The 26,745-nt window shown below is 71.0% G+C and carries 26 protein-coding genes; 17 read left to right on the top strand and 9 right to left on the bottom strand.

Annotated features, from left to right (window positions below; translation table 11 throughout):
* Nucleotides 1–33: 33 nt before the first annotated feature.
* Entirely contained in the window at nucleotides 34–1,284 is a 1,251-nt protein-coding gene (locus tag ABD987_RS38210) for a styrene monooxygenase/indole monooxygenase family protein (protein WP_345406152.1), read from the top strand.
* Between the two features lie 86 nt (nucleotides 1,285–1,370).
* Here the strand turns inward: ABD987_RS38210 and ABD987_RS38205 are convergent, their stop codons facing one another.
* Nucleotides 1,371–2,906: an alpha/beta hydrolase gene (locus tag ABD987_RS38205; protein WP_345406150.1), complete on the bottom strand. Its 1,536-nt coding sequence runs from the start codon at nucleotides 2,904–2,906 to the stop codon at nucleotides 1,371–1,373.
* A 127-nt stretch (nucleotides 2,907–3,033) separates the two neighbouring features.
* Here ABD987_RS38205 and ABD987_RS38200 point away from each other — a divergent pair, with 127 nt between their 5' ends.
* Both ABD987_RS38200 and ABD987_RS38195 read left to right on the top strand, forming a co-directional pair.
* Nucleotides 3,034–3,351, top strand: a complete 318-nt coding sequence (locus tag ABD987_RS38200; protein WP_345406147.1) for a hypothetical protein — start codon at nucleotides 3,034–3,036, stop codon at nucleotides 3,349–3,351.
* On the top strand, nucleotides 3,348–3,761 hold the full coding sequence (locus ABD987_RS38195; protein WP_345406144.1) for an acyl-CoA thioesterase: 414 nt from the start codon (nucleotides 3,348–3,350) through the stop codon (nucleotides 3,759–3,761). Before ABD987_RS38200 ends, ABD987_RS38195 begins: the two co-directional genes overlap by 4 nt.
* A gap of 15 nt (nucleotides 3,762–3,776) precedes the next feature.
* Here the strand turns inward: ABD987_RS38195 and ABD987_RS38190 are convergent, their stop codons facing one another.
* Both ABD987_RS38190 and ABD987_RS38185 read right to left on the bottom strand, forming a co-directional pair.
* On the bottom strand, nucleotides 3,777–3,995 hold the full coding sequence (locus ABD987_RS38190; protein ID WP_345406141.1) for a hypothetical protein: 219 nt from the start codon (nucleotides 3,993–3,995) through the stop codon (nucleotides 3,777–3,779).
* A gap of 137 nt (nucleotides 3,996–4,132) precedes the next feature.
* On the bottom strand, nucleotides 4,133–4,828 hold the full coding sequence (locus ABD987_RS38185) for an SDR family NAD(P)-dependent oxidoreductase (protein ID WP_345406138.1): 696 nt from the start codon (nucleotides 4,826–4,828) through the stop codon (nucleotides 4,133–4,135).
* Between the two features lie 98 nt (nucleotides 4,829–4,926).
* Between ABD987_RS38185 and ABD987_RS38180 the strand changes: the two genes are divergently transcribed.
* Entirely contained in the window at nucleotides 4,927–5,526 is a 600-nt protein-coding gene (locus ABD987_RS38180) for a TetR/AcrR family transcriptional regulator (RefSeq protein WP_345406135.1), read from the top strand.
* A 539-nt stretch (nucleotides 5,527–6,065) separates the two neighbouring features.
* Here the strand turns inward: ABD987_RS38180 and ABD987_RS38175 are convergent.
* Genes ABD987_RS38175 through ABD987_RS38160 form a run of 4 tightly spaced genes read right to left on the bottom strand, consistent with a single transcriptional unit; the run spans nucleotide 6,066 to nucleotide 10,860 of the window.
* On the bottom strand, nucleotides 6,066–7,064 hold the full coding sequence (locus ABD987_RS38175) for a TIGR03842 family LLM class F420-dependent oxidoreductase (RefSeq protein ID WP_345406132.1): 999 nt from the start codon (nucleotides 7,062–7,064) through the stop codon (nucleotides 6,066–6,068).
* Nucleotides 7,065–7,074: 10 nt separating this feature from the next.
* The gene (hydA, locus tag ABD987_RS38170; protein WP_345406129.1) at nucleotides 7,075–8,460 is read right to left on the bottom strand and encodes a dihydropyrimidinase; all 1,386 of its coding nucleotides are present in this window, start codon (nucleotides 8,458–8,460) and stop codon (nucleotides 7,075–7,077) included.
* Entirely contained in the window at nucleotides 8,460–9,302 is an 843-nt protein-coding gene (locus ABD987_RS38165; protein WP_345406127.1) for a nitrilase-related carbon-nitrogen hydrolase, read from the bottom strand. Before ABD987_RS38165 ends, hydA begins: the two co-directional genes overlap by 1 nt.
* Nucleotides 9,253–10,860, bottom strand: a complete 1,608-nt coding sequence (locus ABD987_RS38160) for an NCS1 family nucleobase:cation symporter-1 (RefSeq protein ID WP_345406125.1) — start codon at nucleotides 10,858–10,860, stop codon at nucleotides 9,253–9,255. The genes ABD987_RS38165 and ABD987_RS38160 overlap by 50 nt, the downstream gene beginning before the upstream one ends.
* Nucleotides 10,861–11,109: 249 nt before the next feature.
* Here ABD987_RS38160 and ABD987_RS38155 point away from each other — a divergent pair, with 249 nt between their 5' ends.
* The 3 genes from ABD987_RS38155 to ABD987_RS38145 all read left to right on the top strand — a co-directional run bounded on the left by ABD987_RS38155 (nucleotide 11,110) and on the right by ABD987_RS38145 (nucleotide 14,473).
* Nucleotides 11,110–11,781, top strand: coding sequence for a response regulator transcription factor (locus tag ABD987_RS38155; protein ID WP_345406325.1), 672 nt, complete (start codon nucleotides 11,110–11,112; stop codon nucleotides 11,779–11,781).
* The gene (locus ABD987_RS38150; protein ID WP_345406123.1) at nucleotides 11,778–12,827 is read left to right on the top strand and encodes a HAMP domain-containing sensor histidine kinase; all 1,050 of its coding nucleotides are present in this window, start codon (nucleotides 11,778–11,780) and stop codon (nucleotides 12,825–12,827) included. Before ABD987_RS38155 ends, ABD987_RS38150 begins: the two co-directional genes overlap by 4 nt.
* 77 nt (nucleotides 12,828–12,904) lie before the next feature.
* The gene (locus tag ABD987_RS38145) at nucleotides 12,905–14,473 is read left to right on the top strand and encodes a DUF4153 domain-containing protein (protein ID WP_345406120.1); all 1,569 of its coding nucleotides are present in this window, start codon (nucleotides 12,905–12,907) and stop codon (nucleotides 14,471–14,473) included.
* An 88-nt stretch (nucleotides 14,474–14,561) separates the two neighbouring features.
* Here the strand turns inward: ABD987_RS38145 and ABD987_RS38140 are convergent, their stop codons facing one another.
* Both ABD987_RS38140 and ABD987_RS38135 read right to left on the bottom strand, forming a co-directional pair.
* Complete coding sequence (locus ABD987_RS38140) at nucleotides 14,562–14,927, bottom strand: SSI family serine proteinase inhibitor (protein WP_345406117.1); 366 nt, start codon at nucleotides 14,925–14,927, stop codon at nucleotides 14,562–14,564.
* 28 nt (nucleotides 14,928–14,955) lie between these two features.
* Complete coding sequence (locus ABD987_RS38135; protein WP_345406114.1) at nucleotides 14,956–16,623, bottom strand: PucR family transcriptional regulator; 1,668 nt, start codon at nucleotides 16,621–16,623, stop codon at nucleotides 14,956–14,958.
* A gap of 221 nt (nucleotides 16,624–16,844) precedes the next feature.
* Between ABD987_RS38135 and ABD987_RS38130 the strand changes: the two genes are divergently transcribed.
* The 10 genes from ABD987_RS38130 to era all read left to right on the top strand — a co-directional run bounded on the left by ABD987_RS38130 (nucleotide 16,845) and on the right by era (nucleotide 26,696).
* Nucleotides 16,845–18,341, top strand: coding sequence for a CoA-acylating methylmalonate-semialdehyde dehydrogenase (locus tag ABD987_RS38130; RefSeq protein ID WP_345406112.1), 1,497 nt, complete (start codon nucleotides 16,845–16,847; stop codon nucleotides 18,339–18,341).
* Nucleotides 18,342–18,482: 141 nt separating this feature from the next.
* Nucleotides 18,483–19,508 carry a heat-inducible transcriptional repressor HrcA gene (gene hrcA / locus ABD987_RS38125; RefSeq protein ID WP_345406110.1) on the top strand — a complete coding sequence of 342 codons (1,026 nt, stop codon included), beginning with the start codon at nucleotides 18,483–18,485 and terminating at the stop codon, nucleotides 19,506–19,508.
* 35 nt (nucleotides 19,509–19,543) lie between these two features.
* Entirely contained in the window at nucleotides 19,544–20,713 is a 1,170-nt protein-coding gene (gene dnaJ / locus ABD987_RS38120) for a molecular chaperone DnaJ (RefSeq protein WP_345406107.1), read from the top strand.
* Between the two features lie 5 nt (nucleotides 20,714–20,718).
* On the top strand, nucleotides 20,719–21,471 hold the full coding sequence (locus ABD987_RS38115) for a 16S rRNA (uracil(1498)-N(3))-methyltransferase (RefSeq protein WP_345406104.1): 753 nt from the start codon (nucleotides 20,719–20,721) through the stop codon (nucleotides 21,469–21,471).
* Between the two features lie 477 nt (nucleotides 21,472–21,948).
* Nucleotides 21,949–22,308, top strand: coding sequence for a histidine triad nucleotide-binding protein (locus tag ABD987_RS38110; protein ID WP_345406101.1), 360 nt, complete (start codon nucleotides 21,949–21,951; stop codon nucleotides 22,306–22,308).
* A 115-nt stretch (nucleotides 22,309–22,423) separates the two neighbouring features.
* Nucleotides 22,424–23,536, top strand: a complete 1,113-nt coding sequence (locus ABD987_RS38105; protein WP_345406098.1) for a PhoH family protein — start codon at nucleotides 22,424–22,426, stop codon at nucleotides 23,534–23,536.
* Nucleotides 23,533–24,090, top strand: a complete 558-nt coding sequence (gene ybeY, locus ABD987_RS38100) for an rRNA maturation RNase YbeY (RefSeq protein WP_345406095.1) — start codon at nucleotides 23,533–23,535, stop codon at nucleotides 24,088–24,090. The genes ABD987_RS38105 and ybeY overlap by 4 nt, the downstream gene beginning before the upstream one ends.
* Nucleotides 24,091–24,104: 14 nt before the next feature.
* Nucleotides 24,105–25,469, top strand: coding sequence for a hemolysin family protein (locus tag ABD987_RS38095; RefSeq protein WP_345406092.1), 1,365 nt, complete (start codon nucleotides 24,105–24,107; stop codon nucleotides 25,467–25,469).
* Nucleotides 25,462–25,797, top strand: coding sequence for a cytidine deaminase (locus ABD987_RS38090; RefSeq protein WP_345406089.1), 336 nt, complete (start codon nucleotides 25,462–25,464; stop codon nucleotides 25,795–25,797). The genes ABD987_RS38095 and ABD987_RS38090 overlap by 8 nt, the downstream gene beginning before the upstream one ends.
* A complete protein-coding gene (era, locus tag ABD987_RS38085) occupies nucleotides 25,797–26,696 on the top strand; it encodes a GTPase Era (protein WP_345406086.1) in 900 nt (299 codons plus the stop codon). The genes ABD987_RS38090 and era overlap by 1 nt, the downstream gene beginning before the upstream one ends.
* Nucleotides 26,697–26,745 lie beyond the last annotated feature (49 nt).

Below are 26,745 nucleotides of genomic sequence, written 5' to 3'. Positions count from 1 at the left end.
GGGCACCGGAGCGCTCGACGCGAGGGGTGGGCCATGCGGCGGATCGTCGTCATCGGAGCGGGGCAGGCCGGGCTGGTGCTGGGCATCGGGCTGCGACGGCACGGCTACGAGGTCACGATCGTCACCGAGCGGACCGCGGCGGACCTGCGCGGGGGCAGGCTGATCTCCAACCAGAGCCTCTTCCACCAGGCGCTGACCCGGGAACGCGAACTCGGCATCAACTTCTGGGACGCGCACGCGCCGGAGATCGGCGAAGTGGCCCTCGCGGTCAGCCCGGAGCCCGGCACGGGCGACCCCGGCATCGTCTGGCGCGCGCCGCTCGACCATCCGGGGCAGTCGGTGGACCAGCGGGTCAAGGTCTCGGACTGGATGGCCGAGTTCGTCCGCCGGGGCGGCGAGATCCGGCTGCGGAAGGTTTCGCCGGACGACCTCGACGCCTACGCCGCGGAGTTCGACCTCGTCCTCGTCGCGGCCGGTCGCGGGCCGCAGTTCGACGCCCTTTTCCCGCGCGAGGCGGACTTTTCGCCCTACGCCGAGCCACAGCGCACGATCGGTGTGCTGTACGTCGAGCCCACCGGTGACGAGCCGTTGGCCGCGCCCGGCATCCGCGTCGGCCTCGCCCCCGAGGGGGAGTTCTTCGGCCTGCCGGTGTGGTCGGTCGGCGGCCCCGTCTACGGGGCGGGGTTCTTCGCCGTCCGCGGCGGCCCGCTCGACTGCTGGGACGGCGTCGACGACGTCGAGCAGCACCTCGCCCTCGCGCGGGACCTGCTGCGCACCTATTTTCCCCACTACGCGGGGATCCTCGACGAGTCGCGGCCGAGCGGCCCGCTGGACATGCTTCACGGGGCCGTCCAGCCGGTGGTGCGGAACCCGGTCGGCACGCTGCCCTCGGGCGCGAAGGTGCTCGCGATGGGCGACACCGCGGTCACCAACGACCCGGTGGCCGGGCAGGGGGCCAACCTGGCGGCGCACGCGGCGCACACCTACGAGGAGGCGATCCTCGCCCAGGAGGACCGGCCCTTCGACGAGGAGTTCATGCGCCGCGCGTTCGCCCGGTACTGGGAACGGGCCCGTCATTCGACCCGGTTCACCAACGACCTGCTGGCGCCCGGCCCGCCCCCGGACCACTTCGTCGAAACGCTCGACGCCGCGCAAAGATTGCCCGAAGTCGCCCATCGATTCGCTCACCTCTTCGAGAACACCGCGGACTACACCGCCTGGCTCACCGATCCCGGGACGGCGCGGGCCTACCTCCGTGCGGCGGAGGCCCGCGCCGCGTCCTGAATCACCCGAGTTCTCCGTCCCAGCACGCGAGTTCCGCCTTCGATCACGCGAGAATCGCGCTCGATCACGTGAACTCGCCGGTCCGGCTACCGGTCGTCGAACGGCCCGTGGTCGGGACGGCACACCGTACCGCGCGGCGGGACCACGCCGTCGGCGAGATAGCGGTCCAGCGCCGTGTCGACGCAGACGCTCTTGCCGCGCGCGCCGTGACCGTACGCGTCGAGTGCGAGCAGCCGCGCGTCACCGAGCAGCCGTTCGGTGCGTTGCGCGCCCTGGTACGGGGTTTCCGGGTCGCCGCCCCGGTTGCCGATGAGCAGCACCGGCGCGGCGGTCGGCCGGTTCCACGGCCCGGTGTACCGGTCCGGGTCGGCGACCGGCCACATCGCGCACGGCAGGGACAGGTACAGGTCATAGGAACCGAATCCCCGCCCGACGCGGTCGGCGGCCTTCGCGTACCGCCACCACAGCTCGGGATCGCGCGGGTTACTGGAGTCGGCGCACACGGTGCCCGCCCCGGCCATCGCCGAGTCGAAGGGTGTCGGAATCGGTTCGTCCACTGTGGACTTCACAGCCGCCGGGGCGGCGGGCGCGGCGGCGAGCGCCTGGAGGAATCCCGCCAGCTCGGCGGCCTTGGCCTCGTCGAGCAGGCCACGGTGGACTTCGCCGACGGCGTCCTGGTAGCGGACGACCCGGCCGTTTCCGTCCTTGCCGGGGATCGTCACCGGACCGGCTTGGAGCCGGTCGAGGATCCCGTTCCACTTCCCGAGCAGGTCGGTGCCGGGCTCGCGGAAGGCACAGCGGGTGTCGGCGGCACAGGCGGTGAGGAACGTGTTCAACGCCTGCCGCGCGCCGTCGAACCCGCCGAGCCGGTAGCTGAACGGCACGTTCGCGTCCTGCGGCCGGTAGCCGGTCGACCAGTTCACCGGATCGTCGACCGCGTCGAGCGCGAGCGCGCCGACCCGGCCGGGGAACAGGTTCGCGTAGTTCTCGCCGACGTAGGTCCCGTACGAAAGCCCGTAGTACCGCAGCTTCGGTTCGCCCACGGCGGCGCGGAGCCGGTCGAGGTCGCGGGCGACGTTGGCGGTCGACAGATGACCGAGCAGTGGACCGGCGGCGCGCCCGCACGACTCGGCGACCGCGCGGGCGTCCTCGACCTGCCGCCGCTCCTGCTCGCGGCTGATCGGGAACTGGCCGAGCACGCGCCGCAGGGGCTCCAGCTGTGCCGGATCGGTGAAGCACCGCACGGGCGTGCTCGCCCCGACACCGCGCGGATCGAATCCGACGATGTCGAACCGCTCGTGCAGCGCGGGGGTCAGCGCCGGCGCGAACCGGCCGGAATTGCCGGGACCGCCCGGGTTGTAGAAGATCGTGCCGCGCTTGCGGGACTGGTCGGCCGCGGGCAGCAGCCCCAGCGCGAGCTGGATCTTCGGGCCGCCCGGGTCGCGATAGGACAGTGGGACGTCGTAGGTCGCGCACCGGTAGCCGGCGCTCGGTGCCTTCGACGAGGGGTCACAGGCGTGCCAGGCAACCCCCGGTGCCTGGTCTGCGGAGGCGGCGGGCGCGAGCAGCGCCGTCGCCGTGACGGCGGCGGTGGCCGCTGCCGCGAAGTGGAAGAACTTCATGCCGTCAGCCTGGCCCGCTGATCGTCCGCTGTCCCTGGGGTTCACCGTAGTCCCGGGGTGGGGTTAACCGCAGTAATCGGAATTCGATCGCTAGCGATCGCTCAACGATGAGTGCTAGCCTCGCGGCATGGACCTGTCCCGCGTGCAGGCGAGCCTGCGGTTGATCTCCCGCGGGTTCGCCGAACTCGCCGACGCGCTCGGCGACGCCGAAGAGCCCGGCGAGACCGAACGCACCGCGCGCGTCATCCGGGAGTGGGGCGACCGGGGGCTCGGTCAGCAGGAGGCTTCGGCGCTGTTCCGGCGCCACGGGTTCGCCCCGCAGACCGCGGGTGGCTGGAAGCGGGGCGACTGGATCGAGATCGGCGAGGACGGATTGCGGTACCTGACCGCGAAATCGCGCGAGTGGATCGCCGAGCACGACGGTGAAACGGAGGAGAGCACATGACGTTTTCGGTGCGGGTCGTCGTGCGTGGCTACGAACTCGACCTCAACGGACATCTCGGCGGCGCGGTCTACCACCAGTACGGCGACCACGCCCGCTGGGAATGCCTGCGTGCCGCCGGAATCACCGTCGCCGAGCTGCAGGCGGCCGGGCTCAGCCCGGTCACGCTGGAGAGCACGATCCGCTACCACCGTGAACTCACCGCGGGCGACGAGGTCGAGATCACCTGCGAATTCCTGTGGGGTGAAGGGAAAACCTTCCGCGTCGTCCAGGAGCTACGCCGCGACGGGGAGCCGGCCGCCGAGATCGCCAGCGTCGGCGGGCTGCTCGATCCGGCGACCCGGCGGCTCGTGCCCGAGCCGGGGACGCGGTGGCGCGCGCTGGCCACCGCGCCCGAACGGCTGGGACTCTGAAACGACCGGAAACCCTTACGCCGGAGCGGCTTCGAGGTACCAGAAGCCGGTTTCCGGCGGGAGCGGTTCGGCCGCCGAAACGGTGAATCCGGCGCGCTCGCACAGCCGCGTGAAGTCGGCGAAGTCGTGTTTCGGCGCGACGGTCAGCGCGCCCCGCGCGTCACACGAACCCACGACGAACGCGCCCTGTGCCACCGGGTACTGCCGCGCGCACCGGCCCTTCTCGTCGGCCACGACCGCTGTCGCCAGTGCCGTGCGTTCCTCCGTCGTCGTCGTGAACTGTCACTTGAGGACTGATCGACGACCCGGAACCCGTGGTCAGTGCGGCCTTTCACGTCGCACTGGGTGTCCGATCGGGAAGGGTGCCAGGGTTACCACGGGACGACTTCGCCCTGGTAGTCCAGGAACTGGAGACCGGGCGCCCCGGCCTGTGCTTCGAGGACGTCGACGACGGCGGGGACGCTCTCCTTCGGGTCCAGCGGGGCGTCGGGGCCGCCGAGCCGGGTCCGGTTGTGCCCGGGGTCGATGAGCAGCTTGGTGTGCTCGTCGGTGGCATAGCGGGTGGTGTAGCTGCGCATCAGCTGGTTGAGCGCGGCCTTGCTGGCCTTGTAGAGCTCGTAGCCGTCCTCGGTGTTGCGGGAGATGCTGCCCTGCTCCGACGACATGACCGCGACGGTCCCGCCGGGCACCACGAGCCCGCGGAGGGCTTCGAGCGTGCGCAGCGGGCTCAGCACGTTGGTGATCATCACCTCGGTGAACATCTCGGTCGGGACCTCGCCGATCGGCAGGTCGCCACGGTCGATCGCGGCGTTGACGAACAGCAGGTCGAAACGGCTCCCGGCCAGGCGTTCGCGCAGCGCGGCCAGTTGTTCTGGGCTCGTCATCTCCAGCGATTCGACGCTCAGCCGTCCGCTCCTGGTGTGGGCGTTCGCGCGCAGCTCGGCGTCGTCGCCGCGGGTCGTGGCGACGACGCGCCAGTCACGCCGGGCGAGTTCGCCGGCGAGGACGAGCCCGAGGCCCCGGGACGCTCCGATGACGAGGGCGTGGCGGTCGGCGGTGGGGGACATGAGTGCTCCTGGGATTTGATTAGACGAGACGTTGCGTCTAGACAGTAGCACGGCACCGTCGCCTGATCACGGCCTCGCCGCCGGGTATCGTGTCCGGTATGCCCGCCGTGAGCCCCCAGTCCCGCAGGCCGCGCTCCGGCAACCGGCGCGACGAGTCGGCGCGGCTGGCCGTGCTCCACGCCGCCGACGATCTGCTCGTCGAACACGGTTTCGGCGGGCTGACCATCGAGGCGATCGCGCGCAGCGCCGGTGTCGCCAAGCAGACGATCTACCGCTGGTGGCCCTCGAAGGTCGAAATCCTGCTCGACACGCTCATCGAAGACAGCGAGAAGCGCTTTCCGGTCCCGGACGGGAAACCCACGGCGGAGAACCTGCGTGGCTATCTGCGCGGCTTCGCGCGGTTCGTCACCCGTGATCCCGCGGGCAAGGTCCTGCTCGCGCTGCTGGCCGAGGCCCAGCACAACCCCGGCACGGCCGAGATCCTGCGCGAGCGTTATCTCGACCCGCGCCGTGATCGCGAACGCGCCCTGCTCGCGCGTGCCATCGAGGCGGGGGAGGTCTCGCCGAAGCTCGGTCCCGACGCCGTGCTCGACGCGCTGGTCGGCCCGATCGTCTACTGTGTCCTGACCGGATCGAGCGTTCCGCGTGGCCTGGTGGACACCCTGTTCGACGACCTGCTCCGGCCGCGCCCGGACTGAATGTTTTCGTCAGGCCGCGCCGTCCTTCTGGCTTTCCCGCAGGTTGTCCAGGGCTTCCTGGGAGGCTTTCGCGAGGGTGGCGAGACCGCCTTCGGTCGCGATGAGGTTCAGCGACACCGCGCTTGTGGTTCCGCGACACGAAGGACCGCGCTGCTGGCACTCTGGCGATCTCCCACCGCGCCCACACCGCCCTCCTCCACACCCTCCGCCGCTGACCGGCCGGGCGCCCCCAGAGCCGTGGTCTCTGAAGGCCACCTTCAGGGAACCCAGGTCCCTCAAGGTGGCCTTCAGAGCGCTGGACGCGCGAAGTCGGCGGGCGGGCTGGCAGGTCCGGTCGCCAAGCGCCCCAATGTGGCGTTCGGTGCGTCCACCGCACCCAATGCCACATTGGGGCGCTCGACCCCGCCCATCGCCCACCCCGGCGCAAAGGTCCGTGGGGGCCTCCTTGAGGGAGCTAGAGTCCCTCAAGGAGGCCCCCACGGACCACCGCTGTGCGGTCACCCGGCGGCAAGGGCTGTGAAGGACTCCTTCAAGGCACGTCAGGCGGTGAGTTTCGGGATGATCTGGGCACCGTAGTGCGCCATGGTCTCTTCCCGCCGGTCGTGCATCAGGTACAGCGCGAACTGGTCGACGCCCAGCTCCGCCAGCTCCTCCAGCCGCTCGACGTGCGCGGAGGCCGGGCCGAGCAGGCAGAACCGGTCGACGATCTCGTCCGGGACGAAGTCGGTCGACGGGTTACCCGCGCGGCCGTGGTGCGCGTAGTCGTAGCCCTCGCGCTCGCGGATGTAGTCGGTCAGTTCGCGCGGCACCGGGCCGGAGTCGCCGTAGCGGGCCACCAGGTCCGCGACGTGGTTGCCGACCATCCCGCCGAACCACCGCAGCTGTTCCCGCTGGTGCGCGACGTCGTCGCCGACATAACCGGGAGCGGCCACGCAGACGGTGATGCCGCTGGGATCCCGCCCGGCCGCGCGCGCGGCCTCCCGCACCGAACCGATGGTCCAGCGCGCGATCGCCGGATCGGCGCACTGGAGGATGAACCCGTCGGCGTGCTCGCCGGCCAGCTTCAGCGCCTTCGGCCCGTACCCGGCCATCCACATCTCCAGCCGCCCGCCCCGGATCCACGGGATGCGCACGGCCGTGTCGTTCATCGTCACCTCGCGGCCCTCGGCGAGGTCCTTCACCTGCCGCATGCACTCGCGCACGGTGGCCAAAGTAGACGGTGGGTTGCCGACGACGCGGTGGGCGGAGTCACCGCGGCCGATGCCGCACACGGTCCGGTTGCCGTACATGTCGTTGAGCGTGGCGAAGGTCGAGGCCATCACCGACCAGTCGCGGGTGCCGGGGCTGGTCACCATCGGCCCGACCACCAGCGACGACGTCGCCGCGAGGATCGCCGAATAGATGACGAACGGCTCCTGCCACAGCACGCACGAGTCGAACGTCCAGCCGTAGCGGAACCCCGCGTCCTCGGCCGCGGTCATCAGCCGCACGACCTCGCGCGCGGGCGGGTCGGTCTGCAGCACGATCCCGAAATCCATTGACGCCCCCTCAGTTCAGATACTGGTTGAGCTGCCGGGAAAGGAACTTGCCGTGCGAGGTACTCCCGGTGAACCCCGAAGGCGACACCACGACGCGCCCACGCGAAAGGACTGTGTGCACGCGACCGGTGATCTCGAACCCTTCGTACGCCGAGTAGTCCACGTTCATGTGGTGGGTTTCCACGGACAGGGTCTGGCGGGCGGCCGGGTCGTAGATCACGATGTCCGCGTCCGAGCCCGCCGCGATGACGCCCTTGCGCGGGTAGAGGCCGAACATCCGCGCCGGGGTGGCCGAGCACGTCTCGACCCAGCGTCCCAGCGACAGCTCGCCCGCCACGACACCCTGGTGCAGCAGGTCCATCCGGTGCTCGACCCCGGGAATCCCGTTCGGGATGGCCCGGAAGTCGCCGCGGCCCAGTTCCTTCTGGTCCTTGAAACAGAACGGGCAGTGATCGGTCGAGACCACCGAAAGGTCGTTCGTGCGCAGGCCGCGCCAGAGGTCGGGTTGATGCGACTTGTCGCGCAGTGGCGGCGAAGCGACGTACTTCGCGCCCTCGAATCCCGGCTTCGCCAAGTCCTCAATGGACAGATAGAGGTACTGCGGGCAGGTCTCGGCGAAGACGTTCTGGCCGTTGTCGCGGGCCTCCGCCACCGCCGCGAGCGCCTGCGACGCCGACAGATGCACGATGTACAGCGGCGCGCCGGTGACGTTCGCGAGCTGGATCGCCCGTGACGTCGCCTCGCCTTCCAGCTCCGGTGGGCGCGTCAGTCCGTGCTGGACCGGGTCCACGCGCCCCGCCGCGACGGCCTGCGCGGCCAGCTGGTCGATCGCGATGCCGTTCTCCGCGTGCATCATGATCGTGGCGCCGATCTCGCGTGCCTGCTGCATGGCCAGCAGGATTTCGCCGTCGGTCGAGTAGAACACGCCGGGGTAGGCCATGAACATCTTGAAGCTGCCGACGCCGCCGTCCACGCAGGCCGACATCTCCTTCAACGTCGATTCGTTGACGTCGGAGACGATCATGTGGAAGCCGTAGTCGATCGCGCAGTTCCCGTCGGCCTTCTCGTGCCATTTGTCCAAGGTGGACAGTAGAGAAGTTCCCTTGGCCTGCACCGCGAAGTCGATGATCGTGGTGGTGCCGCCCCAGGCGGCGGCCGTGGTCCCGGTGCCGAAGGTGTCCACCGAATGCGTGCCGCCGAAGGGCATCTCCATGTGGGTGTGCGCGTCGATCCCACCGGGCATGACGTACTTCCCGGTGGCGTCGATGACCTCGTCGGCCTCGGTCAGCACACCCGGCGCGGCGACGGCGGCGATGCGCTCGCCGTCCACCAGGACGTCGGCCGCCGTCGCGCCCGCCGGGGAAAGAACCTGGCCACCCTTGATGAGCGTCGTCATCACGCCTCCGCGAGGGGTCCGTAGCTGTCCGGACGACGGTCGCGGTAGAACGCCCACAGGTCACGGACCTCGGCGAGCCTGCCCATGTCGAGATCGCGGACGACGATCTCCTCCTCGGTGTCGGACGCGGCCTCGCCGACGAGCTGGCCGCGCGGGTCCGCGAAGTACGACTGACCGTAGAAGTCGTTGTCGCCCAAGGGTTCCACGCCGACACGGTTGATCGTGCCGACGTAGTACTCGTTCGCCACCGCGGCCGCGGGCTGCTCCAGGCGCCACAGGTACTCCGACAGTCCGCGGCTCGTCGCCGACGGGTTGAACACGATCTTCGCCCCGGCCAGGCCCAGCGCGCGCCAGCCCTCGGGGAAGTGCCGCTCGTAGCAGATGTAGACGCCGATGCGGCCGACGGCGGTGTCGAACACCGGGTAGCCCAGGTTGCCGGGCCGGAAGTAGAACTTCTCCCAGAATCCCTTGACCTGCGGGATGTGGTTCTTGCGGTGCTTGCCGAGGTAGGTGCCGTCGGCGTCGATCACCGCGGCGGTGTTGTAGTACACGCCGGGCTGTTCGACCTCGTACATCGGGACGACCAGCACCACCCCGTGGCGTTCGGCGACCTCCTGCATGAGTTTCGTCGTCGGCCCGTCGGGAATGCCCTCGGTGTAGGAGTAGTAGTCGGCGTCCTGCACCTGGCAGAAGTACGGGCCGTAGAACAGTTCCTGCAGGCAGACGACCTGCGCCCCCTGCGAGGCGGCCTTGCCGACGGCGTCGACCGCGTTGGCGATCATGGACTCCTTGTCACCCGTCCACCGCTGCTGGATCAACCCGGCCCGGACCACTTCGCTCACTGATCTCCTCCTTCTTCGTTGCGGGACGGCCCAGCGCCAGGTAGACGACGAACGCGCCGACCAGACCGGCCACCCAGTTGTAGTCGTAAAGAGGCTTGAGGAACGGGATCAGCCCGCCCGAGGGGAAGGGGCCGCTCCCTTCGGCGCTGTACGCGCCCCCGACCGCGAGGACCGCACCCACCAGGGTGGCCACCAGCGCCCGCCAGTTCCAGCCACCGGTGAACCAGTACACCCCATCGGGGGTGTAGAGATCCTTCAGTTTCAGGCGCGTCCGGTTCACCACCCAGTACCCGGCGACCAGCACCCCGGCGACGGCGCCGAGCAGCCCGCCGTAGAACCCGAGCCACGCGAAGATGTAGATGCTCGGGTCCGAGTAGAGCCGCCACGGCTGGATGAGGACGCCGATGATCCCGGTGATCAGCCCGCCGACGGCGAAGGTGATCCGCTTCGGGAACGCGTTCGAGAAGTCGTAGGACGGGCTGACGACGTTGGCCGCCAGGTTCGCCGAGATCGTCGCGAGCACCAGCGCGACGAGCGCGACGACCACCACGATCGGGCTGGAGAACCTGTCGGCGAGCTTCGCCGGGTCCCACAGCTCTTCGCCGTAGAGCACCTTGCCGCCGGAGGTGGTCAGGATCGCCACGACCGCGATGAACGTCATCGTGGTGGGCAGGCCGAGCAGCTGGCCGCGTACCTGCTTGCGCTGGCTGCCGCCGAAGCGGGTGAAGTCCGGCATGTTCAGCGACAGCGTCGACCAGAACGCGATCATCGCCATCAGCGACGGCGCGAACACCTTCCAGAAGCCCGCGCCCCAGCCGAGTTTCCCGGGATCGGCCAGGATCGGCCCGAACCCGCCCGCGTTGACCAGCACGTAGCCGAGCATGATCAGGAAGCCGACCGACACCAGCGGCGCCGTCCAGTTCTCGAAGCGGCGCACCGCCTCCATGCCGCGCCAGATGATGAGCATCTGGATCGCCCAGAACACCGCGAACGACAGCCACAACGTCCAGTGCTGGCCGGCCACGATCGCCGAATCACGCCAGCCGGACCCGGCGAGCCGTCCGACGATGATGTAGATCGCCTCGCCGCCGACCCAGGTCTGGATGCCGAACCAGCCGCACGCGATGAACGCGCGCAGCAGCGCCGCGAGGTTCGCCCCGCGCAGGCCGTAGAAGGCGCGGGCGAACACCGGGAACGGGATGCCGTACTTGGTGCCCGCGTGGCTGTTGAGCAGCATCGGCGCGAGCACGATCAGGTTGCCGAGGGTGATCGTGATCAGCGCCTGCAGCCAGTTCATGCCGAGCGCGATGAGCGACGCCGCCAGCGCGTAACTGGGGATGTTGTGCGCCATTCCCATCCACAGCGCGAAGTAGTTGTAGGTGGTCCAGGTCCGCTTCCCGACCGGGACCGGCGCCAGTTCCTCGTTGAAGAAGCGGCTGTTCGCCAGCGACCGGACGTCACCGAGTTCGACCCGGCCGTCGCCGTGCACGAACTGCGCCGGCGCACCCTCGGCGGGAGGACCTACCTCGGGCTGGCCCAGACGACTCGTCGGCTTCATCGCCGAATCCTGCGCGCCGCCCGAGTCTGGTTGGGACTGTCAGTCTGTTCATTCTTCGGCCGCTCGGAACGCAGTCTGTCGATTGCGCACGGCCCCCTCGGATGCATGACGTACGTCACATACCTCGCGGTAGCGCTTTCGCAACAGGTGCGAAACATCGGCCGGTCTCCACAGGATCTCCACAGTTCGCGCGGAACGCCTCCACGGGTGTTGCCTAAAGTCGGCGGCATGGACAGGGGAGGACGGCGCGTGCTGGTCGTCGAGGACGACCGCACCATCGCCGACGCGATCGCCGCCCGGCTGCGGGCCGAGGGATTCACCGTGGAACTGGCCCACGACGGACCGGCCGCGGTCACCGCCGACGTCGAGCACGAGCCCGATCTGGTGGTGCTCGACGTCATGCTGCCCGGGTTCGACGGGCTGGAGGTGTGCCGCCGGATCCAGGCGCGGCGCCCGGTGCCGGTCCTCATGCTGACCGCCCGCGCGGACGAGACCGATCTGCTGGTCGGCCTCGGGGTCGGCGCGGACGACTACCTCACGAAGCCGTTCTCGATGCGGGTGCTGACCGCGCGAGTGCACGCGTTGCTGCGCCGGGTCGAGCGCGCGGTGCGGCACTCCGGCAGCCGGATCGTGCTGGGCGATCTGGAGATCGACGTCGACGAGCGCCGGGTGTCGCGGTCCGGGGTGGCCGCGCAGCTGACGCCGATCGAGTTCGACCTGCTCGTGCACTTCGCGAAGCGCCCGAGGGCGGTGCAGCCGAGGGAACGGCTGCTGGCGGAGGTGTGGGACTGGGACGTGCACGGCACCGCGTCGGGCACGCGCGCGGTGGACAGTCACATCAAGGCGTTGCGCCGCAAGCTCGGCGCGGACCTGATCCGCACCGTGCACGGCGTCGGCTACGCGCTGGAGGCGGGCTCGTGAAGGTGTTCCTGGGCAAACTCGTCGATCTGCTGCCGAGGCCGCTCGACCCGATCCGGTCGATCAAGCTCAAGCTCGCCATCCTGCTCGTCGTCTCGGGCGGCAGCGCGCTGACCTTCTTCACCTACCAGATCGGCTGGATCCCGCCGCGCACCACGATCGCCGCCGTGGTGCTCGCGCTGGTCACCTCGCAGATCCTCGCGCACGGCATGACCCGGCCGCTGCGTGAGATGACCACCGCCGCCCGCGCGATGGCCAAGGGCGACTACACCCGGCGGATCCGGGCCACCGCGCGGGACGAGGTCGGCGAGCTGGCCCACGCGTTCAACCAGATGGCCGCCGACCTCGACGCCGCCGACCAGCAGCGCCGCGAGCTGATCGCGAACGTCTCGCACGAGCTGCGCACGCCGATCACCGCGCTCAACGGCGTCCTCGAAAACCTCGTCGACGGCGTCGCCGAACCGGATCCGGCGACGCTGAAAACGGCTTTGCAGCAGACCGAACGGCTCAGCAGGCTGGTCACCGAGCTGCTCGACCTGTCGAAGATCGACGCCGGGACGTTCCCGCTCGCCATCGAGGAGTTCGACCTCGCCGAACTGCTGGCCGACGTCGCGGCCGAGGCCGGGGTGATGGCCACGGCCACCGGTCGCGGCGTCCGCTTCGCCGTCGACGTCACCCCGCCCGGCGCCACTGCGGTCGCCGATCGCGGCCGGCTCTACCAGGTCGTGGTCAACCTGCTGGAGAACGCCGCCCGCCACGGGCCCGCCGGGGGAGAAGTCCGCGCCTACGCGGAAAAACGCGGCGATGAGGTGCTCATCGAGGTCCGTGACCAGGGGCCAGGGATCCCGGTCGAAGAGCGGGACCGCGTGTTCGAGCGGTTCACCCGTGGTGAGCGCGCCGGGGGCGGCGGGACCGGTCTCGGCCTCGCGATCGCCCGCTGGGTGGTCGACCTGCACGGCGGCACCATCGGCGTCGTCGGTCCCGATCCGGCGGCTCCGCCCGGTGAGCCCGAGGGCTGCCGCATCCGCGTCACCCTGCCCGCTTCCTGACCCGAAAGCACCCGACGACCTGGCCCGCCGCGGCCGAGGTCTGCTTCCTGCTGCCTTGAAACCGAGGAGAATTCCCTATGCCGGAACAGGTCAAGCCGGTGCCCGCACACGCCGTGCCACCCGGGGCGACGAAGCCGACGGCCGCCGACAAGTCCACTGTGGACGTACCGAAGGCGCCGCCGGTGCCGGTGCTCTACGCGGCGTCGCCGCCTCCTAAGTGGACGGTCGTCCCGCTGCCACCCGCCGTGCTGCCCGTCGCCGCGCTCGCCGGGATCGCCGTCGCCGTCCTGCTGCCGCTGGGGGAGCCTGGCCTCGGCTGGGTGCTGAGCGGGCTCGTGCTGGCGGCCGGGGTCCTGGTCGTGGACCGCCGGTCCCGGGAACCGGAGGCACCGCGCCACTTCACCAAGGCGAGCGCGGGGTGGGCGCTGCTGGCGCTGGCGCTGCTCGCGGTCGGCGCGGTCCGCGACGCGGGATGGCTGTTCGTGCTGTGCGTGCTCGCGGCCTGCCTGTGCGGTTCGCTCGCGGTGGTCGGCGCGCGGACGGTCAACTCCCTGTGCTACGACGTCCTCGCGGTGCCGCTCGAAGCGCTGCGGGCGCTGCCGTGGGTCGGCAAAGGGCTGGGCGCGCTCGCCCTGCGCCGGGCAGCGGGCGGGCAGCGGGCGGTGTTCGCGGTACTGGCGACCGCGGGCCTGCTCGCGGTGTTCGTGCCGTTGCTGAGCAGCGCCGACGCGACCTTCGCGCATCTGGTGTCCGCGCTCGTGCCGGACATCGACCCGCCCTCGGCGTTGCGCTGGGGCCTGGTCTTCGTCGCGGCCGCGCTCGGCCTCGCCGGGGCGTGCTACCTGCTCGCCGCCCCACCACACCCCGCCACGGACGGGCGCCCGGCCCGGACGGCGAACCGGCTGGAGTGGGCGTTGCCGCTTGGGGTGCTGGTACTGGTGTTCGCGGTGTTCGTGGCCGTGCGGCTCGTGGTCCTGTTCGGCGGGACCGACTACGTGCTGCGCACCGAAGGACTGACTTCGGCGGACTACGCGCGCGGCGGGTTCTGGCAGCTGTGCGCCTGCACGGTGCTCACCCTCGCGCTGGTCGCCGCCGCGTTGCGCTGGGCGCCGAACGCGACGGCGGCCGACCGGGCGTGGCAGCGGACGCTGCTCGGTGCGCTCAGCGTGCTGAGCCTGGTGCTGGTGGTCTCCGCGCTGAGTCGCATGTGGACATACCAGCAGGCGTACGGATTCACCGTGCTGCGGGTGCTGGTCGAGGTCTGCGAGGTCTGGCTCGGCGTGGTGTTCCTGCTCGTGCTCGGCTCGCTGGTGCGGCTGCGGACGGCGTGGCTGCCGAGGGCCGCGATCGGCGCGGCGGCGCTCGCCCTGCTCGCGCTGGCGGTGCTCGACCCGGAGCGGACGATCGCCGAGGCCAACATCGACCGGGCGGCGCACGGGAAGCCGCTCGACACAGCCTACCTGAGCGGTTTCTCCGCCGACGTGGTGCCCGCCGCCGGGCGGCTGCCCGAACCGCGGCGGTCGTGCGTGTTGCTGCCGGTACTGGATCACCTGTCCGAGGACGGCTGGACGGGTTGGAACGCCAGCCGCGCCGTCGCCCGCGCGGCCCGTGCGGACGTCGACTGGGCTGGGGCGCCCTGCGGGTGAACCGGGAGGGGTCCGCGCCCCGTGGTGGTAGGGGTGTGGACGGAGGTGGCCGGGCCGCCGAGGGGGCAGCCCGGCCACCCACGTCCGATCAGAACTTGAACACGCCGTCGGTCTCGGCGTCGGCGGCGCACAGGTTCGGGAAGGTCGCGCGGTAGGCGACCGGTTCACCCCGCCACTCGCCGGTGGCCGTGACGTCCACCGGCGAGTAGTTGAGGGTGCACGGCTGACGGCGCGGGGAGATCCTGCCGAAGTCGCCGTCGGCGCGGCTGAGCACGCGGCAGGCGGCGTCGCGCGCGGGATGGGTGCCGCCCGCCGGATCGCAGGTCAGCGTCACGGCCGACAACCGGCCGGTGACCTCGTGGGCGCTGAGCTGGAGCGTGGACGGGAGTTCGTGCGGCGCCGGGCACAGGCCGATCAGGCAGGCCGCGACTGGCGCGAGAGGGAGAAAAGGCATATCGGCTCTATCGGCAGCCCCGTACCGATCACTGTGTTCCTCGTCCGGGTGAGTCTTCGTCGCTCGGCTGGGTGACATCGCGCGTGATGTCGTGTGCGAGCAGTGCGACGTGGAGCGAGAGCATCGATTCGGGGTCTTCGAGCCGGACCCCGAGCACCTGCTCGATGCGGGCGAGCTGCTGGTAGTACGCCGTCCGCGAGGTGTGGGCCGCCGCCGCGGCGGCGGACTTGTTGCCGCCGTGGGCGCAGTAGTGCCGCAGCGCCTGCACGAGCCTGCTGCCCGCGGCGGCGTCGCGCTGGAGCAGCGGGCCCAGCTCCCGCGCGGCGAACGCGGTCACCCGCTCGTCACCGGCGAGCAGGTGCAGCAGCCCGCGCAGCCGGACGTCGGCCAGCCGGTGCACCGGCCGGGCGGTGTCTTCGTCGTCTTCCCGGCCCTCCCGCAGCGCGGCGGCCGCGACGTGCGCGGCTTCGACGAGCGTCCGGCGGGCGTCGGCGGGAGCGGACACCGTGGTGCCCGCCGCGATCACCGCGGGCGCGCTGCTCCTGGCCTCGTGGACGTCGGTGGCCAGGCGCCGCACCACCGCTTCGGCGTTCGCCTCCGGCGACAGCGCGATCAGCGCGCGTACCGCGACGTCGTCCGTCCCGACCAGGACCGCCACCTTCGCCCGCCGCGCCGACAGCGCGGCCGCCTCGGCCAGCTCCCGCAGCACCGGCGGGGTGGACAGCGCCGCCCGCGCCGTCGCCGGGATCCGCGGGCGGATCGCCAGCCCGACCAGCCGGCGTCCGGTCAGCGGGACGGCCAGCGCCGAGGCACGGGCCAGCAGCTCCGCGGACGGCGTCGGCGAGCACAGCAGCTCGGTCAGCACCGCGCGGTGGGCCTGTCGTTCGAGCCCGTCGGAGTCCTTCGCGACCAGCCGGTGCACCGCCAGCGCCGACGCGGCCCGCTCGGCGACGACGCGGTGCCGGTGCGGCGGCGCCTCGGCGCACACCACGACCAGCCGGGCCCAGTCGTGCCCGCGCGCGCCGACCACGGTCACCAGCCAGCCCGCCCCGGCGTGGTACCCGGTCCGCTCGCCGACCTGGATCGCCCGCGAACGCGCGGGCCAGCCGGTCAGCAGCTCGCCGGGGTCGGTGCCCGCCGCGTCGTAGGCGAGCACCTCGTGGTCCAGGGTCTCCAGCACCACCGGCTGACCGGTGATCCGCGCCACCTCGCCCAGCACCACCCGTGGCTCGGCGCCCGCGACGGTCAGCGCGGTGAACGTCTCGTGCACGCGCTCGGCCGCGCGCAGCTCGGCGACCTGCGCGTCCACGATCATCCCGTTGACCGCCTCGGTGACCGCGACATAGCGCGTCTCGCGGGAGAGCGTGACCAGCGGCAGATCGTGCCGGTCGGCCGCCTCGACCAGCGCGGGCGGCAGCTTCTCCGACCAGTGCCGGACCAGTTCGATCACCAGGCCCGCGGCGCCGACGCCGGCCAGGTCGCCGATGTACGCCGCGAGCGCGGCGCCGTCGTCGGGCAGCGCCACGCCGGTGGTGAGCACCAGCTCGCCGCCACGCAGCAGGTGCGCGATGTCGGCGACCTCGCCGACGTGCGCCCAGCGCACGGCGGCGTCCAACCCCGCCGCCCCGGCCACCACGTGCGGGTGCCCCTGGCGCAGCACGGGCAGGGCCAGGACCTCGGCGACGGTCGGGTACATCGGCTCACTTTTCTCCGGATGGGCACAGTCTCCAGGGTGGAACAGACTGTACGGCCGCGCGGCCGAGTCGGTACACGTTGCCGATAGTGCCCACCCGGCGCGTCCCCGGACACTTCCCGTGCAGGCAACACCGGAGGAGAAGGAGCGGACCTCGTGGCCGAGCGAAGCGAGGGCACCATCAGACACAGCACCCCGGTCACGGGGCCGACGAAGGAGGTCTCGTGACCGATCGCATCAGCCACTGGATCGACGGCAAACCCTTCGCGGGGGCGGCGCAGCGCGGCGGGGACGTGTTCGACCCGGCGACCGGCGAGGTCAGGGCGAAGGTCGACTTCGCGGGCGAGCACGAGATCGCGCAGGCCGTGGCGGCCGCGTCGGCGGCGCTGCCGGGCTGGCGGGGGACCTCGCTCGCCGCGCGCACGCGGATCCTCTTCGCCTTCCGCGAACTCCTCGTGGCCCGCAAGCACGAACTGGCGAAGATCGTCACGAGCGAGCACGGCAAGGTCGAGTCCGACGCGGCGGGCGAGATCGCCCGCGCGATCGAGAACGTCGAATACGCCTGCGGCGCGGCGCAGCTGCTGAAGGGCGGCTTCAGCGAAAACGCCTCGACCGGCGTCGACGTCTACTCCATCGCGCAGCCGCTCGGCGTCGTCGGCGTCATCTCGCCGTTCAACTTCCCGGCGATGGTGCCGCTGTGGTTCGTCCCGAACGCGCTGGCCTGCGGAAACACCGTGGTGCTCAAGCCCAGCGAGAAGGACCCCTCGGCCGCGAACTTCATCGCCGAGCTGTTCGCCGAGGCCGGTCTGCCCGCGGGCGTGCTCAACGTGCTGCACGGCGACAAGGTCGCGGTCGACGGGCTGCTGGAACACCGCGACGTCAAGGCGATCTCCTTCGTCGGGTCGACCCCGATCGCCCGGTACGTCTACGAGACCGCGACCCGCAACGGCAAGCGCGTCCAGGCACTCGGCGGGGCGAAGAACCACATGGTCGTGCTGCCCGACGCCGACCTCGACCTCGCCGCGGACGCCGCCGTGTCCGCGGGCTTCGGCTCCGCGGGCGAGCGGTGCATGGCGGTGTCCGTCGTGGTCGCGGTCGACCCGGTCGGCGACGAACTGGTGCGGAAGATCGCCGAGCGGATCGCGAAGCTGCGGGTCGGCGACGGTCGGAAACCCACCTCGGAAATGGGGCCGCTGGTCACCAGGGCACACCACGAACGCGTCGAGTCCTACGTGGACGCGGGGGTGTCCGCGGGCGCCACGCTGGTCGTCGACGGCCGGGGCGTCGAGGTGGACGGCGAGCCGGGCGGGTTCTGGCTCGGCCCGACCCTGTTCGACCACGTGCGCCCGGAGATGCCGGTCTACACCGACGAGATCTTCGGCCCGGTCCTCTCGGTCGCCCGCGCGGACTCCTACGAGGCCGCGCTGGAGCTGGTCAACGCGAACGCCTACGGCAACGGCACCGCGATCTTCACCGGCGACGGCGCGGCCGCCCGGCGCTTCCAGAACGAGGTCGAGGTCGGCATGGTCGGGATCAACGTGCCGATCCCGGTCCCGGTCTCCTACTACTCCTTCGGCGGCTGGAAGGACTCGCTGTTCGGCGACTCGCACGCGTACGGGCCGGAGGGCTTCCACTTCTTCACCCGCACCAAGGTCGTCACCTCCCGCTGGCCCGACCGCTCCCACGCGGGCGTCAACCTGGGCTTCCCGAAAAACTCCTGAGCAGCAGTCTCCGAAGGCCACCTTGAGGGAACCCAGGTCCCTCAAGGTGGCCTTCAGAGCCCTTCGGGAGACGAGGCTGCGCGCCGGGCACTCAAGGTTCCGTAAACTCGTTGTGAGTGCGACGGGTGTACGGAGGTGTGTGTGGCCAACGCGGACGAGCGCCGCTTCGAGGTGCTGCGCGCGATCGTCGCCGACTACGTCTCCAACCAGGAGCCGGTCGGGTCGAAGACGATCGTCGAGCGGCACAACCTCGGCGTGTCCAGCGCCACCGTGCGCAACGACATGGCCGCGCTGGAGGAGGAGGGGTACATCACCCAGCCGCACACCAGCGCGGGCCGCATCCCGACCGACAAGGGCTACCGCCTGTTCGTCGACCGGCTCTCCGAGATCAAGCCGCTGTCCACCGCCGAGCGCCGGGCGATCACGAACTTCCTCGACAGCGGCACCGACCTCGACGACGTCCTGCGCCGCTCCGTCCGCCTGCTCGCCCAGCTGACCAGGCAGGTCGCGATCGTGCAGTACCCGGCCCTGACCAACGCCGCGGTACGCCACCTCGAAGTCGTCCCGCTGACCCCGGCCCGGCTGATGCTGGTGCTCATCACCGACTCCGGGCGCGTCGACCAGCGTACGGTCGACCTGGGCGACATCCTCACCGACGAGGACGTCACGCGGCTGCGCGCCGTGCTCAACACGGCGATGGCGAACCGGCGGCTCAACGACGCGGCGGCGCGAGTGGCCGAGCTGCCCGAGCAGGCACCCGGTGAGCTGCGCGACGCGCTGACCCGGGTCTGTACCGTGCTGGTGGAGTCGCTGGTCGAACACCCCGAGGAACGGCTGGTGCTCGGTGGCACCGCGAACCTCACCCGCAACGTCGCGGACTTCCCCGGCTCGCTGCGCCAGGTGCTCGAGGCGCTGGAGGAGCAGGTGGTGGTGCTGAAGCTGCTCGCCGCCGCGCGCAACCCCGGTGCGATCACCGTGCGTATCGGTGAGGAAAATGAGGACGAGCAGATGCGCAGCACCTCGGTCGTGTCCATCGGGTACGGGCGCGACGACATGCTGCTCGGGGGCATGGGGGTGGTCGGCCCGACGCGGATGGACTACCCGGGCACGATCGCGGCGGTGCGCGCCGTGGCCAACTACGTGGGGCAGATCCTGTCCGCCCGATAGCCGGGCAGGCAGAGAAGAAGGAGAAGGCAAAGACGGTGGCGAGGGACTACTACGGCATCCTCGGCGTGGCCAAGAACGCGTCCGATCAGGAGATCAAACGCGCGTACCGCAAGATGGCCCGGGAGCTGCATCCCGACGTCAACCCGTCGGAGGACGCGCAGCACCGCTTCGGCGAGGTCACCACGGCGTACGAGGTGCTCTCCGACCCGCAGAAGCGCAAGATCGTCGACCTCGGCGGCGACCCGATGGACAACGGCGCCCGTGGCGGCGGTGGAGGTGACCCCTTCGCCGGTTTCGGCGGCCTCGGCGACATCATGGACGCATTCTTCGGCGCCGCGGGCGGAGGCGGCGGCGGACGTGGCCGCGGCCCCCGCAGCCGCGTCCAGCCCGGCTCCGACGCGCTGATCCGGCTCGGCCTCACCCTCGAGGACTGCGCCACCGGAGTCGACCGCGAGATCAGCGTCGACACCGCCGTCGTCTGCGACCTGTGCCGCGGCGCGGGCACCAACGCCGGCACCGGCACCAAGACCTGCGACACCTGCGGCGGCGCCGGCGAGGTCCAGTCCGTGCAGCGCTCCTTCCTCGGCCAGGTCGTCACCGCGCGCCCCTGCCCGGTCTGCCGCGGCTTCGGCGAGGTCATCCCCGACCCCTGCCGCCAGTGCGGCGGCGACGGCCGGATCCGCTCGCGCCGCACCGTCACCGCCAAGATCCCGCCCGGCGTCGGCGACGGCATGCGCATCCGCCTGTCCGGACAGGGCGAGGTCGGGCCCGGCGGCGGCCCCGCGGGCGACCTCTACGTCGAGATCGACGAGGCCCCGCACGAGGTGTTCGTCCGCCAGGGCAACGACATCCACTGCAACTTCCGCATCCCGATGACCACCGCCGCGCTCGGCGCCACCGTGCCCATCGCGACACTCGTCGACGGCGACTACGAACTCGACATCGAACCCGGCACCCAGCCCGCCACCGAGCTCGTGCTCACCGGCAAGGGCATGCCCCGGCTCCGGTCCTCCGGCCGCGTCGACGGCCGCGGCGACCTGCACGTCCACATCGACGTCCAGGTGCCCACCAAACTCGACGAGGCCCAGCGCGAGCTGCTCATCGACCTCGCCCAGCAGCGCGGCGAGGAAGTACCCACCCTGGCCACCAACGGCACCAAGCACGGCGGGCTGTTCTCCAAGCTGCGCGCCAAGAACCACCGGTAACCCGCGTGCCGGACACCACCCTGCCGGTCTTCCTCGCCGAAACCGTGCCCACCAGCGGGCACACCGTTCTCGACGGCGAGGAAGCCCGGCACGCGGCCACCGTCCGCCGCCTGCGCGCGGGGGAGCGGCTCGTCCTCTCCGACGGCGCGGGCACCATGGCACGCTGCGTCGTCGAAGCCGTCCGCGCCGGCCGCGACGCGTCGGTCACCCTGACCGTCGAGCACCACTGGACCGAGGAACCCCCCGCCCTCCGCGTCCTCGTCGCCCAGGCACTCGCGAAAGGCGACCGCGGCGAACTCGCCGTCGAACTCGCCACCGAGGCCGGCGCCGACGCCATCGTCCCCTGGCGCGCCGCCCGCAGCATCGCCCGCTGGGAGGACGGGGCCCGCGGCGACAAAGCCCTCGCCCGCTGGCGCGGCACCGCCCGCGCCGCCGCCAAACAGGCCCGCCGCGCCCACGTCCCCGACGTCACCGACCCCGTCGGCACCCCCGAACTCGCCGAACTCGCCGCCACCACCGCCCTCGCCGTCGTCCTCGAATCCGACGTCCCCGACCGGCTCACCGACCTCGACCTCCCCACCACCGGCGACCTGCTCCTCGTCGTCGGCCCCGAGGGCGGCGTCACCGACGAGGAACTCGCCACCCTCACCGCGGCCGGCGCCCGCCCCGTCCGCCTCGGCCCCACCGTCCTGCGCACGTCGACGGCCGCCGCGGTCGCGCTCGGCGCGCTCGGCGCCCTCACCGTCCGATGGCGGTGAAAAACCTCCGACCAAAAAATTCGCGACAATTTGCGGCGAGTTATGGCGCGATCACACTGCGAGCCGTTACTCTCGTTTACTAACGCGCCACACACGGTTTCGGCGCGCTACTGGGCGAGAACCGGTCGCGCGCGAAGAACCCCGCCGGGCACCTCCCCCCTCGGTCCGGCGGAGCCGCGGCGGCGGTGGAGCGACCCCCAGGCTCCACCGCGCCGCGGCGTCTTCGTGTGTGCTTCCGCTTCGCTCCAGCCCACCCTTCGCCTCCGGGCGGTTCCGCGTCCTACCCGGGGGCCGAGCCCCCCGGACCCCCCACGGTGCGGCAGGTCCCGACCCAGCGTGGTTCCCCTTTCCATCACGTGAGAGCTCCGTCTGATCACGTGGGACCTCCTGTCGTGCACGTGAGGGCGCCGGCTGGTCACGTGGTTCGTGCTACTTGGGCCTGGCGGCCCGGCGTGCACTGGTCGATAGGGTGGGCGTATGAGTGACGCTGAGACGTTGTTTGAGCGGATCATTGGTGGGGAGATTCCGGCGGAGGTCGTGTATCAGGATGAAACGACGTTCGCGTTTCGGGACATCAATCCGCAAGCGCGGGTGCACGTGCTGGTGGTTCCGCGGAAGCGGTATCGCAATGTCGCCGAACTCGCGGCCGCGGATCCGCAGTTGTTGGCTGATGTGATCTCTGCCGCGGCCAAGGTGGCCTCGCTGGAAGGGATCTCGTCGTCGGGGTACCGGGTGGTGTTCAACACCGACGCCGACGCCGGGCAGACCGTGTTTCACGTGCACGCGCATGTGCTCGGCGGGGAGCAGCTGGGGCACTTCGGCGGACTCGGCGGGTAGCGCGGGCCCCGGGCCTGCGGTAACCGGACTGCGCCCCGGCGGGCGAAACCGCTAGCATCGAAGGGTCAGAAACCGCCGAAAGCAGCGATAGCGCAGAAAGCAGGCCCGAGGCCACGTGGCCGGAACCGCACAGGGTGGAGCCGCCCAGCCCGACGTCCCCAACGGCGTCCCCGCAGAGCCCATCGACGCACAGTCCATCGACAGCGCGGCCCTCGATGAGGCCACCGCCACCGAGGCGGCCCAGTCCCGATTCCCGATCCCCGACGCGGCGGCGCTGTCCCTGCTCGGCTCCCGCGACGAGAACCTCCGCGTCGCCGAGGAACTCCTCGCCGCCGACGTCCACGTCCGCGGCAACGAGGTCACCCTCACCGGCACCCCCGCCGACGTCGCCTTCGCCGAACGCGTCTTCGCCGAACTCGTGACACTGGCCGGTGGCGGCCAGCACGTCGGCCCCGACACCGTCCGGCGCACCGTCGGCATGCTCTCCACCGGCGACGCCTCACCCGCCGAGGTCCTCAGCCTCAACATCGTCTCCCGGCGCGGCAAGACCATCCGGCCCAAGACGCTCAACCAGAAGCGCTACGTCGACGCCATCGACAAGCACACCGTCGTCTTCGGCATCGGCCCCGCCGGCACCGGCAAGACCTACCTCGCCATGGCGAAGGCCGTGCAGGCGCTGCAGGCCAAGCAGGTCACCCGCATCGTGCTCACCCGCCCCGCCGTCGAGGCCGGCGAGCGGCTCGGCTACCTGCCCGGCACGCTCAACGAGAAGATCGACCCCTACCTGCGCCCGCTCTACGACGCGCTGCACGACATGGTCGAGCCCGAGTCCATCCCGCGGCTCATGCAGGCGGGCACCATCGAGATCGCGCCCCTCGCATACATGAGGGGCCGAACCCTTAATGACGCCTTCATCATTCTCGACGAGGCGCAGAACACCACGCCCGAGCAGATGAAGATGTTCCTCACCCGGCTCGGCTTCGGCGCCAAGATCGTCGTCACCGGCGACATCACCCAGGTCGACCTGCCCAGCGGGCAGCGCAGCGGTCTCCGCGTCGTCCGGGACATCCTCAGCGGCGTCGACGATCTGCACTTCTCCGAGCTGACCAGCCAGGACGTGGTGCGGCACAAGCTCGTCGGCGACATCGTCGACGCGTACGAGAAATGGCAGGCCGTGCAGGATGCCCAGGACCAGCCCGGCAACGGCTGGAAGGGTGGTAGGCGATGAGCATCGAGATCGCCAACGAGTCCGGGGTCGACGTCGACGAGACGTCGATCGTGGCGGCCGCGCGCTTCGCGCTCGACAAGATGGAGGTCAGCCCGCTCGCCGAGCTGTCCATCCTGCTCACCACCCTCGACGTCATGTCGGACCTGCACGAACGCTGGATGGACCTGCCGGGCCCGACCGACGTCATGGCGTTCCCGATGGACGAGCTGGACTCCTCCCGGCGTCCCGACGCCCCGGACGCCTCGCCCGCGTTGCTCGGCGACATCGTGCTCTGTCCGGCGTTCGCGAAGGACCAGGCCAAAAAGGCGGGCCACGCGCTGCTCGACGAGCTGCACCTGCTCACCGTGCACGGCGTCCTGCACCTGCTCGGCTACGACCACGCCGAGCCCGCCGAGGAACGTGAGATGTTCGGTCTGCAGAAGCGCATCCTCGGCGAGTACCAGGCCGCGGTGGCCGCGCACGACCGCCGGGACGCGCAGCGCAACGCGGACGAACGGCTGCTCGGCACCGCCGGGCTCGACACCGTCCCGTCCGCCGAAGAGCCACCGGCCTGACGGGTCCTCCGCCGATGGGCGACTACACCGCACTGCTCGTCATCGCGATCGCGCTGGTCCTCCTCGGCGGGGTGTTCGCGGCGGCCGACGCGGCCATCAGCACCGTCTCCAAGGCACGCGCCGAGGGGCTGGTCCGGATGGGCCGCGTCGGCGCGCGCCAGCTCGCCGCGGTCATCGACGAACGCCGCCGCCACATCAACCTGCTGCTGCTCCTGCGGGTCAGCTGCGAGCTGACCTCGACCGTGCTGGTCACCGTGGTGTGCCTGGACGAGATCGAGCCGTTCGGGCTCGCCGTCGCGGTGGCCGCGATCGTGATGGTCGTGGTCGTCTACGTCATCGTCGGCGTCGGGCCGCGCACCATCGGGCGCCAGCATCCGTACTGGGTCGGCACCCTCGTCGCGGGGCCGGTGCGCGTGCTCGGCTCCGTGCTCGGCCCGCTGTCCCGGCTCCTCATCGTCATCGGTAACGCCATCACGCCCGGCCGCGGCTTCCGCGAAGGGCCGTTCAGCTCCGAGGTCGAGCTGCGCGAGCTCGTCGACCTCGCGCAGGAACGCGGCGTCGTCGAGGACTCCGAGCGCGAGATGATCCACTCGGTGTTCGAGCTGGGTGACACCGTGGCCCGCGAGGTCATGGTGCCGCGCACCGAGATCGTCTGGATCGAGCAGGACAAGACGGTGCGGCAGGCGCTGGCCCTCGCGCTGCGCACCGGGTTCACCCGGGTCCCGGTGATCGGCGAGTCGGTCGACGACATCGTCGGCGTCGTCAACATCAAGGACCTCATGCCCGCGTACATGGCGGGCGGGTCCACGCGGCGGGTGGCCGAGGTGATGAACCCGGCGAGCTTCGTGCCGGACTCCAAACGCCTCGACGAGCTGCTGAAGGAGATGCAGCTCTCGCACAACCACATGGCCATCGCGGTCGACGAGTACGGCGGCACCGCGGGTGTGCTCAGCATCGAGGACATCCTGGAGGAGATCGTCGGCGAGATCACCGACGAGTCCGACGCGGACGAGCGGCCCGAGGTCGAGGAGCTGCCGGACGGCGAGTTCCGGGTGTCCTCCCGGCTCGGGCTCGGCGACCTCGGCGAACTGTTCGGGATCGACCTCGAAGAAGACCACGACGTCGAGACCGTGGGCGGGCTGCTCGCCGAGCAGCTGGGCCGGGTTCCGCTGCCGGGCGCGGAGGCCGAGGTGGCCGGTCTTAGGCTGTTCGCCGAAGGGGGCAAGGACCGGCGCGGGCGGATGAGGATCACCTCGGTCGTCGTCCGGCCGGTCGCGAAGGCCGAAGAGGAGCCGCCGGAAGGCAACGGCGGATCCGGGCGCCGTCGCGGCAAGCCGCCCCACCCCGACGAACGTGACAGGAGAGTCGAACATGCCTGAGCTGGACGCCGAGGACCAGAAGCTGGTCACCCTGGCCCGCTCGTCGCGGGCGCGCACGCGGGCCGCCGAGGGCGCCGCCGTGCGCGACACCGACGGCCGGACCTACGCCGCGAGCACGGTCGACCAGCCCTCGTTCCAGCTCACCGCGATGCAGGCGGCCATCGCCGCGGCGCTGTCCAGCGGTGCCGAGGGCATCGAGGCGGCCGTGGTCGTCAGCGGCGAGCCGCTGCTGAAGGAGGCGTCCGTGCACGCGGTGCGCGATCTCGCCGAGCACGCGCCGATCGTGCTCGCCGATCCGTCGGGCGCGGTGCTGGAGGTGCTGCGCTGATGGGGGAACCGCATCGTTCCGGGTTCGCGTGCTTCGTCGGCAGGCCCAACGCGGGGAAGTCGACGCTGACCAACGCGCTGGTCGGCACGAAGGTCGCCATCACCTCCAGCAAGCCACAGACCACCCGCCACGCGATCCGCGGCATCGTGCACCGCGAGGACAGCCAGCTCGTCATCATCGACACACCGGGCCTGCACCGACCCAGGACTCTGCTCGGGCAGCGCCTCAACGACGTGGTGCACTCGACATGGTCCGAAGTGGACGTTGTCGGATTCTGTGTGCCCGCCAACGAGAAGATCGGGCCGGGCGACCGGTTCATCGCCACCGAGCTGGCCAAGATCGCGAAGCGTACACCGGTGATCGGCATCGTCACCAAGACCGATCTCGTCAAACCGGAGCAGGTCGCCGAGCAGCTTTTGGCGCTGCAGAAGGTGATGGACTTCGCCGAGCTGATCCCGGTGTCCGCTGTGGACGGTTTCCAGGTCGGCGAGGTCGCCGACGTGCTCGTGTCGAAGCTGCCCGAGGGCCCGCAGCTGTACCCGGGCGGCGAGCTCACCGACGAGCCGGAGCAGACCCTGGTCGCCGAGCTCATCCGCGAGTCCGCGCTGGAGGGTGTCCGCGACGAGCTGCCGCATTCGATCGCGGTCACCGTGGAGGAGATGCTGCCCCGCGAGGGCCGCGACGACCTCATCGACGTTCACGCGTTCCTGTACGTCGAGCGGCCGAGCCAGAAGGGGATCATCCTCGGGCACAAGGGCGAGCGGCTGCGCGAGGTGGGCGCGACCGCGCGTAAGCAGATCGAGGCCCTGCTCGGCTCGAAAGTGTATCTCGACCTGCATGTCAAGGTCGCCAAGGACTGGCAGCGCGATCCCAAGCAACTGCGCAGGCTCGGTTTCTGAACTCCTGATCTCGATTCGGTCGCGACGGCACAAAACGGGGACCGGTACC

The sequence above is a fragment of the Amycolatopsis samaneae genome, from assembly GCF_039541975.1.
In the GTDB taxonomy this organism is placed as follows: domain Bacteria; phylum Actinomycetota; class Actinomycetes; order Mycobacteriales; family Pseudonocardiaceae; genus Amycolatopsis; species Amycolatopsis samaneae.
Note: the sequence above shows the minus strand (reverse complement) of the source record. Positions and strands in the feature narration are given on the sequence as shown.

What these genes read in the sequence shown, in the direction of transcription:
- ABD987_RS38210 (WP_345406152.1), top strand. Translation starts at nt 34, where the DNA reads ATGCGGCGGATCGTCGTCATCGGAGCGGGGCAGGCCGGGCTGGTGCTG.
- ABD987_RS38205 (WP_345406150.1), bottom strand. Translation starts at nt 2,906, where the DNA reads ATGAAGTTCTTCCACTTCGCGGCAGCGGCCACCGCCGCCGTCACGGCG.
- ABD987_RS38200 (WP_345406147.1), top strand. Translation starts at nt 3,034, where the DNA reads ATGGACCTGTCCCGCGTGCAGGCGAGCCTGCGGTTGATCTCCCGCGGG.
- ABD987_RS38195 (WP_345406144.1), top strand. Translation starts at nt 3,348, where the DNA reads ATGACGTTTTCGGTGCGGGTCGTCGTGCGTGGCTACGAACTCGACCTC.
- ABD987_RS38185 (WP_345406138.1), bottom strand. Translation starts at nt 4,828, where the DNA reads ATGTCCCCCACCGCCGACCGCCACGCCCTCGTCATCGGAGCGTCCCGG.
- ABD987_RS38180 (WP_345406135.1), top strand. Translation starts at nt 4,927, where the DNA reads ATGCCCGCCGTGAGCCCCCAGTCCCGCAGGCCGCGCTCCGGCAACCGG.
- ABD987_RS38175 (WP_345406132.1), bottom strand. Translation starts at nt 7,064, where the DNA reads ATGGATTTCGGGATCGTGCTGCAGACCGACCCGCCCGCGCGCGAGGTC.
- hydA (WP_345406129.1), bottom strand. Translation starts at nt 8,460, where the DNA reads ATGACGACGCTCATCAAGGGTGGCCAGGTTCTTTCCCCGGCGGGCGCG.
- ABD987_RS38160 (WP_345406125.1), bottom strand. Translation starts at nt 10,860, where the DNA reads ATGAAGCCGACGAGTCGTCTGGGCCAGCCCGAGGTAGGTCCTCCCGCC.
- ABD987_RS38145 (WP_345406120.1), top strand. Translation starts at nt 12,905, where the DNA reads ATGCCGGAACAGGTCAAGCCGGTGCCCGCACACGCCGTGCCACCCGGG.
- ABD987_RS38140 (WP_345406117.1), bottom strand. Translation starts at nt 14,927, where the DNA reads ATGCCTTTTCTCCCTCTCGCGCCAGTCGCGGCCTGCCTGATCGGCCTG.
- ABD987_RS38135 (WP_345406114.1), bottom strand. Translation starts at nt 16,623, where the DNA reads ATGTACCCGACCGTCGCCGAGGTCCTGGCCCTGCCCGTGCTGCGCCAG.
- ABD987_RS38110 (WP_345406101.1), top strand. Translation starts at nt 21,949, where the DNA reads ATGAGTGACGCTGAGACGTTGTTTGAGCGGATCATTGGTGGGGAGATT.
- ybeY (WP_345406095.1), top strand. Translation starts at nt 23,533, where the DNA reads ATGAGCATCGAGATCGCCAACGAGTCCGGGGTCGACGTCGACGAGACG.
- ABD987_RS38095 (WP_345406092.1), top strand. Translation starts at nt 24,105, where the DNA reads ATGGGCGACTACACCGCACTGCTCGTCATCGCGATCGCGCTGGTCCTC.
- ABD987_RS38090 (WP_345406089.1), top strand. Translation starts at nt 25,462, where the DNA reads ATGCCTGAGCTGGACGCCGAGGACCAGAAGCTGGTCACCCTGGCCCGC.
- era (WP_345406086.1), top strand. Translation starts at nt 25,797, where the DNA reads ATGGGGGAACCGCATCGTTCCGGGTTCGCGTGCTTCGTCGGCAGGCCC.